Source organism: Planctomycetaceae bacterium (genome assembly GCA_041398785.1).
Lineage (GTDB): Bacteria > Planctomycetota > Planctomycetia > Planctomycetales > Planctomycetaceae > JAWKUA01.
Window position 1 is genome coordinate 141,060 of sequence record JAWKUA010000013.1, and the last position, 12,262, is coordinate 153,321.

Consider the following 12,262-nt stretch of genomic DNA (forward strand, 5'->3'; position numbering starts at 1 on the left):
ATGGCAGCAGATTTCCCAATACCGCCTGGGTCGACACGCGACTGGCTGCGACGATTGCGTTTGACCTGCCTGACGGTCGTCGTGACCGCCGACGTATGGGCGGGCTCACACACGACGACTCCGGCATCAGGTGCAATTGCGTTTCGTGCCGACGCAGTCGGATTCGAGGAAGTCACGGACCGCGTCGGAATTCGGTTCGTGCATCAGTCGCCGTTGACTCCGGAGCGGCACACGCATCTGGCGTTCGGTTCCGGAGTCGCCTGGCTGGATTTCGATCACGACGGCTGGCCGGACCTGTTCGCGGCTCAGGGAGCACCATTCACTGCGGCCGGTTCGTCGAATGGTGAGTTCGCTTCCGACGGGCTGTATCGCAATCGATCGGGAAGTCATTTCGACGATGCCAGCCAGATGTGCGGACTGGCCGACAGTGACTATTCGATGGGAGTCGCGGTCGGCGACTTCGACAACGACGGCTTTCCCGACGTCTATGTCAGCAACTTCGGCCGCAATCGGCTGCTTCGCAACTGCGGCGACGGAACATTTCTCGAAGCTGCTGCGGCATCGGGAGTTGATGACGCGGGTTTTGGGGCGTCGTGTACGTGGCTTGACCTGGACAGCGACGGAAGTCTGGACCTGTTTGTCGCGAACTACCTGGATCTTGATCCGGAGAACTACCAACTCTGCAAAGTCCGGCATGAAGACACCGACTACGGCATCACCTGTCATCCTCGCACGGTTCCGCCGACGCGCGATGTTTTGTTTCGCAGCCTGGGAGACGGCCACTTTTCCGACGATACTCAGAAGTCCGGAATGACGGACAGTCCGCCGGCACAGGGACTTGGTGTTGTGGCCGCCGACCTTGACGCTGACGGCGATACCGACGTGTACGTGGCAAACGATTCGGTCGCGAACGACCTGTGGATCAATGACGGCGGTGGCCGGTTAATCAACGAAGCAGTCATTTCCGGCACAGCCTTCAATCGATCCGGACAGCGCGAAGCCGGCATGGGTGTCGTCGCGGGAGACGTCGACGGCGACGGACGCCCGGATCTGTTTGTGACCAACTACTACGGCGAAACGAATACGCTGTATCGCAATGAAGGCGCGGGTTTGTTTCTGGACGTGACCGACGAATTCGGGCTGGGCAATTCGAGTCGGCTGCGACTTGGCTTTGGAACTTCGCTGTGCGACTTTAACAACGACGGCTGGCTGGATCTGTTTGTGGCGAACGGACATGTTCACGATCGACCGGAGGTGCTCGGTCCGAATGTCCCGTTCCAGCAGCGTCCGCAGTTGTTTCAGAATTTGGCCGGCCGGCGATTCGCCGAAGTCTCGGATTCGGCCGGTCCCTATTTTCAGCGACTTCTTGTCGGACGAAGCAGTGCCGCGGCGGACTATGATCGTGACGGCTGGCAGGATCTGGCAGTCGGGCATCTGAATTCGCCGCTGGTGCTGCTGCACAACGAAGCCCGCAGCGCGAATTCGGCAAGCCTGCAGGTTCAGCTGGTCGGCGTGAATTCGAACCGTGATGCCATTGGCGCGGTTCTGGAAATCCAGGCCGGCGAAAATCTGCTGACAAGGTTTCGCGTTGGTTCGTCAGGGTATTTGTCATGCGATGACGGCCTGCTGACGATCGGCCTGGGAACCACCGCGCATCCGGCGGACGTCACTGTGCGGTGGCCGGACGGGAAACGGGAAACCTTTCGTTCTTTGCAAATCGGGCAGCGACATGTTCTGATTGAAGGCCGCGGGGCGGCGCCGGTGTCGGTATCGCCACGTTAGATCTGAAAAAAGAGACCTGACTTTCCCCGGGCAGCCGTTTTCACACTCCTTCTTGCTGCCCTCCAAAGGCTCAGACCCCGTTTTCAGATCGCCTATCGAAGTGCCCCGCCAGGCAGACCGGCGACGGAGTTCTGTCGGCGCTGAACCAAGTAACCGCCCGAAGATGCCAGCGAAACGTTCTTCACTTCAGGCAGACTCCCGTCGACGATTCGGAGTTGTTGCGGTCATTGCGCTGTCGATCATCGCGGCGGTCTGGTTCCGCATGCGTCCGCTGGACACGGATGCTCTGGTCGCCAGGGCGTACGATGCTGTGCGGGCCGGAGACTTCGACGAGGCCCGCCGGACTCTGGAAGAACTGCACGAATACGATCCCGCCAACGCTGACGTGGTTGATCTGCTGGTCGAAACGTGCCTGAACGCGGGTGACGAGCCGGCGGCCATCGAATGGCTGCAGAAGGTGCCCGATTCGGTGTCGGAACGAGCGGTCGCGGCGGCGTTTCGCGGGGCTCAGTTGTCCATGCAGTCACATCGCGCCGCGAGTGCTCGCCTGTGCCTGGATCGCTGTCTGCAACTCGATCCGGACAACGCCGCCGCGCGACGGCTGTTGATGCATCTGGAGCTGATTTTGACTCGGTGGGAGGCACTGGCTGCTCAGATTGTCGAACTTGACCGCCGCGGGCAGACCGGGCCGGCGGATGTCGCGCTGCTGTGCGTCGGTCGCAATTACTACTGGGAAGATGACTCGCATCTCGAATGGCTGGAAGCCTGTGTCGATCAGTCGCCCGATGACTGCCTGGCTCGAACGGCGCTGGCGTACTACTACGCTTCACGAAGCCGGCGTGAAGATTCCATGTCGCGGCTGCGGGATCTGAACGCGGCCCCTGACTCGTTTGAAGGCTGGCGGGTTCCGCTGGGGGTCGCCGAGAATCACATTTCTCAGGGCGAATTCAGCAACGCGCGCGAGGAGCTCAGTCGTCTGCCGCCGGAAGCGGACTCCAGCCTGCGAGTGTGGCTGGCCAGTGCGCGCGTGTTCTCGGAACAGGGTGACTCGAACGCGGCGATCGTCGCCTTCAACAACGCGTCGCGGATCGCTCCCTTCGATCCGGAACCTGTCTCGGAATTGTCGCGACTGCTGGCCCGTCGGAAGGAACACAAAGAAGCGTCACACTGGGCTCACCGCGCGAAGCTGAACAGCCAGTTGTGGCAGATTCTGAGCCATGCGAAACCGCTCGCGCCGCAGGGACCGTCCGCAAATACCGTGATGGACATGGGACGGTTGCTGAAGGATCTGAATCGGAACCGAGAAGCACAGATCTGCTTCGAATCGCTGCGCGAACATCCGGAGTTTGGCAGTGAGGCCAGGCGGCTGTCGGAAGTCACGCGGCAGGGCTCCGGTCAACAGCGTTACCTGTCCGTCGCGGGGCTGAATGATCTTGACCGCAGCGTTTCTTTGGCAGGCACGCACAGCGACTCCGCGTCATCCGACGTTACCGCGACAACGCGGGAAGACGAATCGTCGCAGGCCAGCGTTGAATTGTCGGATATTGCTGCGGATGTGGGCCTGAACTTCACATTCTTTCGCGGGGATTCCGGAGTCGACTTTCTTCCGGAAACGCTCGGCGGCGGCATCGGTGTCATCGACTTCGACCTGGACTGCTGGCCCGACATCTTCCTGACGCAGGGAACGTCTTTGCCGGTGACCGTGTCGGACGTTTTGGATGAACAGTATTCCAACCGTCTGTTCCGCAATATCGGAGCGGCTTCAGCAATGGATGTCACCGCGGCTGCCGGGCTGATTCACGGTGGCTACGGGCAGGGCTGCGCAGTCGCCGACATGGACAGCGACGGGTTTCCGGACCTGTTTGTGTGCAATCACGGCGAGAACATTCTGTACCGCAACAACGGCGACGGAACATTTCGTGACGTCACGCGAGAAGCCGGAATCCAGGGTCAACAGTGGAGCACAAGTGCGTCCTTCGCAGACTTCGACGGCGACGGAGACCCGGACCTTTACAGCGTCAACTACGTCCGAATTCCGGAACACGATATGAAGTCGTGCCGAACCGGCAACTACGTCGGTCCGTGCCGCGTGATGGACTTTGACGCCGAGCCGGACATTGTCTGGCGAAACAGCGGTGACGGCAGCTTTCAGGACTGCACAGAATCGTCGGGAGCGTCGGCAGCAATCGGCAAGGGGCTGGGGATCGTCTCCGCCGACTTCGACAACGACGGATGGATCGACCTGTTCGTGGGTAACGACACAACCGCAAACTTTCTCTTCAGAAATCGGGGAGGCGACGCGAACACGGGCAGCGATGGCGTCGACGGAAGCACCTGGCCGGGGTTTGAGGAAATGGGCGTCCTGGCCGGAGTGGCCTTCAATCGCGACGGCAAATCTGAAGCCTGTATGGGAATTGCGTGTGAAGATCTCAACGACGACGGGCTGCTTGACCTTTTCATTTCGAACTACGAACTGGAGACGAATACGTTCTATTCCAACCTGGGGAATATGGGGATGGTCGATCAGACGGTTCATCTGGGGATGGCGGAAGCCAGTCGACCGATGCTGGGCTGGGGGGCTCAGTTTGTCGACCTTGACGCTGATCGCGATCTGGACCTGTTCGTCGCCAACGGTCACCTGTATGAACCGCCGATGCGTTCTCAGTTGTTCCTGAACCACGGCGGACGCTTCACAGAGATTTCCAATCGCGCGGGTGCCTTTTTTCAGACGCCGCGGTTCGGGCGAAGCGCTGCCATCATCGACTGGAATCGCGATCTGGCGGCTGATCTGGTCGTCAGTTTTCTGAAGAGCCCTGTCGCACTGCTTGCGAACAGCACGCCTGCCGGAAACCGAATCTGTGTTCGGCTGATCGGTACCGAATCTGCCCGCGATGTTCAGGGACTTTGCATTTCCGCGACGGTGGGCACGCAGGTCATGCACTTTCGCAACGGAACGGACGGCGGTTATTTTGCGGCCAATGAAGGCGACGTCAAAATTGGACTTGGCTCACAGACGCGAATCGACACCCTGCAAGTGAAATGGCCGTCGGGAAGGATTCAGACCTGGAATCAACTGGCGGCCGGAAAGAAATATGTGCTGGTGGAGAACCGGCAAAGTCCCGTGGTTCTGGATACGGCGGTTCGTGATGACTCACGATAGTAGCCACCGGTTTGGTTTGCGCAGCGTTTTGGCCGTGCTGATTGCAGTCGGCGCGGCGTGTGTCTGGTACTTTTCCGGCAACGCCAGCCAGCTTGAACAGGCCAGGCAGGCTGTTCAGCGAGATGAAAAGCAAAGCGCGTTAAGGCACTACGCCAGGCACCTTCATGAGTCTCCCGACGACCATGCCGTGCGTCTGGAACTGGCCGAATTTCTGAAACCCGTCGACGCCGGACTCGCACTGCGGCATCTTCAAAAGATTCCCCAGGCGGCTCCCGAATATCCCGCGGCGATCTGGCACATTGCGCATATCGCTGTCGTCAGCGGGCAGGATGAGCTGGCCGAAGAATCGCTGCTGAAACTGGACAAGGCACGTCCGAATGACGCCGCCGTCGCGCTGAATCTCGCGGAACTGTACTTTCGCACGGAACGGTTTTCCGATGCGTTGCCCTGGGTGGAACAGGCGTCGTCACTGCAGCCTGACCGAGCCGGGACCTGGCTGCTTTTGGCGGAAGTTCTGGACCGACTCAAGCGAACCGGCGAAATGCTGCCACCGTTAAAGAAGGCTGTGGAACTGGCACCGGATCTTTACGCCGCGCATGCGAACCTGGCCTACGCGCTGCAAGCTGCCGGACAATTGCAGGAAGCGGAAGCGGAGGCTCGCTGGTGTCTGGACCGGCAGCCGACGGACGTTCGAGTACGTCGCTGGCTGGCCATGATTCGTCGCGATCTCGGTGATCTGGATGACGCGATGCAGCAGATCCGGCTCGCCACAGCGGAAGCTCCGGAGGATGCTGACTGCCGTATGCTGGAAGCCGATCTGTTGCTGTTTCAGCGACAGGCGGAGGATGCATACCAGGTATTGGTTCCGCTGTATTCGGCGTGTTCCGGACGGCGAGACTACCTGAGCAATCTTTCGCGAGCGGCCGCAATGTCCGGGCGCCGAGACGAAGCACGTCGCTACCAGCAGGAGGTTGTGAACCTGATCGACGAATTGTCAGACCAGGTGAATCCCGTTCCAACCGCTGGTGCTGAGGCCGCTGACTGACGGACGATCCGCACTTAGGCCTGCGGCAGATGAGAATATACCCTCCCGCACAGCGGGAGGGTCGAGGATGATCGGCGTTTAGCCGATCAAACGAGGGGAGGGTCGGCCGCGCAACGGGAGTGCCCTGTGCCCAGCCCTCCCCGCGATCGAACGCCTGAACGGCATTCGATCGGCGACCCTCCCGTTCAAACGGGAGGGTAAAGCAGTTGCCGCTCTGCACTGGAAACTCTTATCTGCCGATCGCCTTATCACTGCAGCGACTGCGAATCGTCGCGGGCCACGACACGGAACTCGTCCGATTCTTCGACGATTTCAATCGTGCAGTCGACGGGCAGATCCCGGAACACCTGCTTCTCACCAGTCGGCCAGCGAATTGTCAGCGTGTCGATCCGTTCTGCCGTTCCGACGCCGACGTTCAGCGAAGCGGGGCTTTGTCCCATGAATCCGTTGGGCGAAAACAGATCCCGGACGATCGTTCGTCCACCGGCTTCCACAATTGCCCTGGAACCGATCCCTCTGTGGTTGCTCTTAACGCCCCGAAGCCGGAATTCGACGCGGTGGTTTGCGGCGGGAAACCGGTTCAGGAACAGTCGCAGCGGTCCGCCACCGACGGATCCGACCAGCAAATCGGGAGCGCGGTCGGCATTGAAGTCGGCAACCATCACGGACCGCGAGTCTGAATCGATGTTCGCCTTTGATGCAAACGACGCATCCAGGAAACGTGAACCATCAACATTCAGAAACAGAGAATTCGTCTCATAGGCACTCAGGTTGTCTCCCTGTTGCGGCATGGCGAACGGATGCGTCCAGAATTCACCGGCGGCTTCGTCGATTTTCCCAAGCGGTTCGATCTTACACGTGCGATCCAGCGGCTGTGACACGACAGCCCTCCACAGGCACGTTCAGCCATCGGGCTTTCGACGGTCGAAACTCAGGAATCCCGTCGTGGCATAAAGATCCAGCAAACCGTCGCCATCGAAGTCCGCGAACGCAGGAGCGTAAGCCCAGCCCACGGCGTTGACTCCCAGTTGTTCACTCAGTTCCTGAAACTGGCTCACATCGCCCGATGTTGAATACATGCGGTTTCCGGCGCATGACCCGACCAGTTGCTCGTAGACGCCGGTGGGATAATCGCCGGCGGACACCTGAGCGATAATTCGCCGACCCATTTTGGAATACATATTGGCGACGTAGATTTCCGGCGTGCCGTCCCCGTTGATGTCCCCGGATGCAACGCCCATGCTGGTTGCGAAGTCGCCGACACCCGATTCGTCCGCGACATCCCGAAACGATCCGTCTCCCTGGTTGATCAGCAGCGAGTTCCGCGAAAAGTCGTTGGCAACATACAGATCGGGATAGTGATCTTCGTTTGCATACAGCCAGGTCGCGGCGAAACTGTGTCGCCGGCCGCCGGTCGCTCCGGCCAGACGGGCCTTTTCGATGAATGTCCCGTCGCCGCGATTCTTCCACAACTGGTTGTCTGCTCCGGTGTCGTCATCTCCCACCCATGCCGGCGGCTTGTCGCTTTGCACACCATTCCTGGTTCGCTGATACAGCACATACAGGTCCAGCCGCCCGTCGCCGTCATAGTCGGCGACAACGCTGCCCATCGGGTTATAGCCAAGCTTCAGACCGCCGTTATCCCGGACCGGTTCAAAGGACTTTCCCTCGACATTGCGGAACAGAGTTTCCCCCAGCAGCAAATCGACAAATCCGTCGTCGTCGAAGTCGATCCAACACGCAAGATACGCTCGGTTTTCCGATCGAATCGCGGTTGGCAGGCCCAGCAGTCTTGTAACGTCCTGATATTGGCCAGTCTGTGGACTCCACTGCAGAACGAATTGCTGAGCGTCCGCTGTGGCAACGGCAATGTCCGGGAAACCATCCGCATTGAAGTCGTCGACCGCGGTCTGAAATCGGTACTGCCGAACCTTGTCGGTTCCGCATTCCCAGTTGTCGACGATTTGAAGTTTGCTGAGTCCGGCGTCAGATGTCACTTCCTCCATCAGCTCCTGCCCGCTGATCCGGAGCGATTCTGAATCGACATGCCACGATTCGATGATCCTGCCGGCGATGATGTCCTCGTCGTCGGAAAAACGACATTGCATGTTGCCGTGCGATACATAGGCAACCGACCGGCCATCGGAGTCAGCGCCGCCCAGCGTCAGCAGGACATCCAGCTCCCATGTGTCGGCATTGGATCCATCCGCGACGCGGGCAATCTTCAGCACACGGAAGCGCCCGCCGGCGTCCTGAGGAACGGCACTGATACCGTCGATCAGAAAGCGAGAGAATCCATCGGCGTCCAGTTCCTCCGATCCATGTGCTTCGACGGAAAAGGCCGTTTCCGTCAGGGGCATCTTTTCGGTGATGGTCGCAGTCGTTCTGTTCGGGACGACGCCCGAGAATCCATCCACGTAAAATTCCGCCAGCGCATCGGCGGAACGTTCCTGCAGTGAGGTCACCAGCCTGCGGCCGACGTGAGTCTCAATTTCAAACGTCACATGCTCGGCGTCCCAGATTTCCTTCTGTTTCACTTCGTCCAAACCGGCAAATGCCGGCGACGTGGTTTCCACGGGCGCGTTCGCATCGGTGACTTCAGAAGTGTCCGGTACCGACGTCGGACGCAGGAACCACCAACCCGCACCGGCGCACAGAATCAGCAGCGTGAGGATGGCAAGTGACCGCTGCATGAGCACGGACGTTCCAAAGGAGAGGCGGAAAAACTAAATTCGGCGCGACGCAGCCGTCAGCGCAATGGTCAGGCACGATTCTATTTTGGCGGACCATCACGGTCAACGACCATGCACCGCCTTTGGAGTGCGGCGACTCGTCGCCGCTTTCGATGTTCCTCCGACGGCGGCTCCACGTGAACCGAACGAATGTTCTCGTTGCCATGATTTTCGGAGAACCAAAGCGATGCTGGAGCATCGCACTCCAAAATGTCAGTCGCCGGCCGGAAGCGCGGGACGGGTCATTTCGTCGGGACGGTGCCTTGCAGCTTCAGCAGGAGTTCTCCTGAATCGGCGTGCTGCGGGTTGAGCTGCAGGACTCGCTGGCAGTATTCGATCGCCTCCGCCGGCTGATCCGTGTCTGACAGACTGCGAGCCAGTCGAAACAGTACGTCAGCGTCCCACGGTTGCCGGATCTGATCACAGCGCCGGTAATATAGTTCACGGGACAACTGCTGTTTGCCGCGGTAACTATCCGCCAGCGCTGCGGCGAGCCGAGTTGCCATGTCATCCAGTGACAGGTCCGCGAAGACCTCCTGTTGCTCTGGCTGCAGCAGGCTGAGTTCCTGCCGCATTTCTGACACGATCATTTCCTTATGAATGTTGACATCGAATGTCTTCGTCATTGGAAATACGCTCAGCACCCGAAGTGCATAGGACAGGCCCGACAGCCGGTCCTCCGGAAGCAGTCCCAGCAGTTCGTCGAAACGTGAGTCTTCCGGAACGCGTGACGTCTCCCACGTCCGCTGCAGAACCTGCTGCTGAACAAAGCGTCCCAGAATAACGGCAAGTCTTCGATGGCCGTCCAGGTTGTAGTGAACATGTTCAAGAAACAGGTTGGCTCCGGGAATTGCCGGCCCCGTTTCGTCAGCGAGCTGCGTTGCGGAATCAACAAAATGAACATGCTCATTCGCGGCCTGTGAGGCAACCTCGCGGACGATGTCACGGAACGGAGTTGGCGCCCGAAACCGGCAGCCGTCAACATCACGGGCCAATTCGAATTCTTTCAGTGCTTCCGGATATTGCTGCAGACCTTCGCGGCATTGTCCCATGCGATAGTGCAGCAGTGACGAATCAGTGGACGTTTCTTCGGCGATTTCAAACTGCTCAATCGCTTCCTGCCATATTCCGGCCGCGGAAAGCTGCTCACCCTGATCAAAATGAAGTCGCCATCGTTCCATTTCGTCCGTGCTGAGTGTTTCCGGGATCAGGAAGCTGACCGGCGAGTGGTTGCTGAGATTCGACGCGACGGTTGTCAATACGACGGGAACATTCGCCGACACTGCTGTGGAAACAATGCGTTCCAGATTCGTTCGGTAATAGTCCAGCGCCGTTGCGTATCGCGGATCGTCACGCGATATGGTGACGCTCGCCGGCAGTTCTTCCATCAGGTCTCCGCGGTTCGATTGTTCGTCGACAAACCAGGGAGCCAGCAACTGGAACAGCCGCAGCCGGCGAATTTTCACGGCCATCGGCAGCATGGACGTTGTCGATGCGACACCGCCCGGCCCATAGAATTCGTTATGGCCGGTATGCACGACAATCAAATCCGGCTGCATGGCGATACATTGTTGGACGACATCGGCCACACTGAAACTGTTGACCGCAACCATGCCCGCATTGATGACTTCGAACCGTTGCCCGTCATTCTGGTGATTCAACAGAACTTCCATTTGACGCGGAAAGGAAAGCTCCGGCGGATACGGAAACCCCAGCACCGTCGATCCGCCGACAACCACAATTCGAAACACACCGTCGGGACGCGGCAGATCAAATCGCCTTGGTTCCGGACCGGCCAGTTTTCGGCCGGCGAAGTAGCTTTCTTCCGCCCTTGGATTGACCTGATAGTGCAGCAGCTCAGGAGCTCCCCTCACTTTCAGAAAGAGACCCAGGTCGTCGCCGACATCAAGCATAACCAGCACGACTTCGGTGACCGCGATCAATGCGATCGGCAACATCAGTGCGGCAATGCGGAAATACCATCGTCGGCGCCCGGAACGCCGAAGGGCCGGACGCTGAGCCGAAGTTCGGGCGTCCGGCTTCACCGTTTCGGAATCGTCCCGCTGCTCGTCGCTTGCCATCAGGCCACCTTTACCAACGGGATGGCCACCGCGCGAACCACGACAGCGCGATGCGTGAAGATGCCGTCTTCGGAGCAGGCTGCATTATTCGACGTGTGCATCAGTTTCTTCCCGAACGGCCGGCGGATCGTTGTCGTTTCTGATTCGAATCCAGTGATCGTGAAATGAAATCGACTCATGCACTTCCACTCGCGGCATATGACACGACACGCAGTCATGATCCGGTGACACGGGACACATTACGGACTGCGAGTCGCCGGAGTGGCAATCGAGACATTTTTGTTCGTACTGTTCGGGCGATTGCGTAGCCGCGTGCTGATGAGGATTATGGCAGGCCGTGCATGTCAGCCGCCCCTGTGACTTCACGTAGCATTTCGACTGCACCAGGCCCACGGGCTGAAACCTGGCGATCTTCGGATTCTGCCGAGTGATCTCACTTTCCGCGACGGCAGTTTCACCGCGATGACAATCCGCACAGATTTCGATCTGATCCGCGGTGCGCCACGGCCGCTTTGGAAATCCGAGATCTTCACCGGTTGAACGATCCTCCTGCATCACGACTGCATGTGAGGCACCGCCGATGTGACAGTTTTCACAGCCGACATTCGGTATCAGGCCCACCACCTGGTCACCGACAATTTTGCCGGCCGTGGTGTGGCATCCGAAGCAGCGTTCAAGAGCCTCCCCGCGAATGATGCGGCCGAAACATTCGATGTCATGCCGAATCGGCCGACCCAACTGCCCCGGCGTGAGATCCGTCCGGTCCATTCCTGTGAACCACGAAACGCGATGCTCGATGCCCACCGGAACACCCGATCCGTCCGGAGTCAAGGAGACAAACGTGATGGCGTGCTGACCTGAACCGAAGGCGAATTGCAGCGGAAACGGCTCCCCGCCAAACCGACCCGGAACGACGACATCCAGGCCGGACTCATTGGGAACGTAGCTGTATGTTTCGCCGCGATCCGAATCGGAAAACTGCAACTGTTCAAATCGGTCACGGAACGGAAAGTCGCGAGTGGACCGCAGCGTTTTTGAGTGTCCGCTTGACTGATAGTCGTGGAACTGAGTTTCGTGGCAGACGGCGCACGATTCGGACCCGACGATGCGGACATCAGCGGTTGCGGACGAAGGAACGGTCTCGGCGATTTCCGATCGAGGTGGCTGGCGGCCAACCATCCAGACTCCCGCAAGCAGCAACGCTCCGGCGGCAATCAGCAGCGGAATAAAGACCGTTCGTGATCCGGAAATCCCCATACGTCCGTTTGTCTACACTTCAACTGAAGCTGTGTTTCCTGAAAGAGCCCGCTACACAGCGTGCGGCGACCGAGAGTTGCCGACGTGGCGTCGATGTTCATCCAGCGAGCCGCGCGGGATGGCTCCATCGTACGGAAAACAACGCGTCGCGGCGACCACGAAGCGGCACAGTTCCTGCGCGGGATTCTGAGTCGCGCTCCGGCGT

The 12,262-nt window shown here is 59.3% G+C and carries 7 protein-coding genes; 3 read left to right on the forward strand and 4 right to left on the reverse strand.

The features are described from left to right. Positions 1-81 precede the first annotated feature (81 nt). From R3C19_16185 to R3C19_16195, 3 genes are all read left to right on the forward strand, one after another. Positions 82-1,782 (forward strand): CRTAC1 family protein, encoded by a 1,701-nt coding sequence (locus R3C19_16185; GenBank protein MEZ6061884.1) that lies wholly within the window; start codon positions 82-84, stop codon positions 1,780-1,782. A gap of 163 nt (positions 1,783-1,945) precedes the next feature. Further along, entirely contained in the window at positions 1,946-4,942 is a 2,997-nt protein-coding gene (locus tag R3C19_16190) for an FG-GAP-like repeat-containing protein (GenBank protein ID MEZ6061885.1), read from the forward strand. Next, a complete protein-coding gene (locus R3C19_16195; protein MEZ6061886.1) occupies positions 4,929-5,987 on the forward strand; it encodes a tetratricopeptide repeat protein in 1,059 nt (352 codons plus the stop codon). The genes R3C19_16190 and R3C19_16195 overlap by 14 nt, the downstream gene beginning before the upstream one ends. Before the next feature lie 248 nt (positions 5,988-6,235). On the opposite strand, the gene R3C19_16200 is transcribed toward R3C19_16195, so the two are convergent. From R3C19_16200 to R3C19_16215, 4 genes are all read right to left on the reverse strand, one after another. Beyond that, complete coding sequence (locus R3C19_16200) at positions 6,236-6,868, reverse strand: ASPIC/UnbV domain-containing protein (GenBank protein MEZ6061887.1); 633 nt, start codon at positions 6,866-6,868, stop codon at positions 6,236-6,238. Positions 6,869-6,889: 21 nt separating this feature from the next. Beyond that, positions 6,890-8,680: a VCBS repeat-containing protein gene (locus tag R3C19_16205; protein MEZ6061888.1), complete on the reverse strand. Its 1,791-nt coding sequence runs from the start codon at positions 8,678-8,680 to the stop codon at positions 6,890-6,892. Positions 8,681-8,961: 281 nt separating this feature from the next. Beyond that, positions 8,962-10,800: a tetratricopeptide repeat protein gene (locus tag R3C19_16210; protein MEZ6061889.1), complete on the reverse strand. Its 1,839-nt coding sequence runs from the start codon at positions 10,798-10,800 to the stop codon at positions 8,962-8,964. Positions 10,801-10,884: 84 nt separating this feature from the next. After that, complete coding sequence (locus R3C19_16215; protein ID MEZ6061890.1) at positions 10,885-12,057, reverse strand: multiheme c-type cytochrome; 1,173 nt, start codon at positions 12,055-12,057, stop codon at positions 10,885-10,887. Positions 12,058-12,262 lie beyond the last annotated feature (205 nt).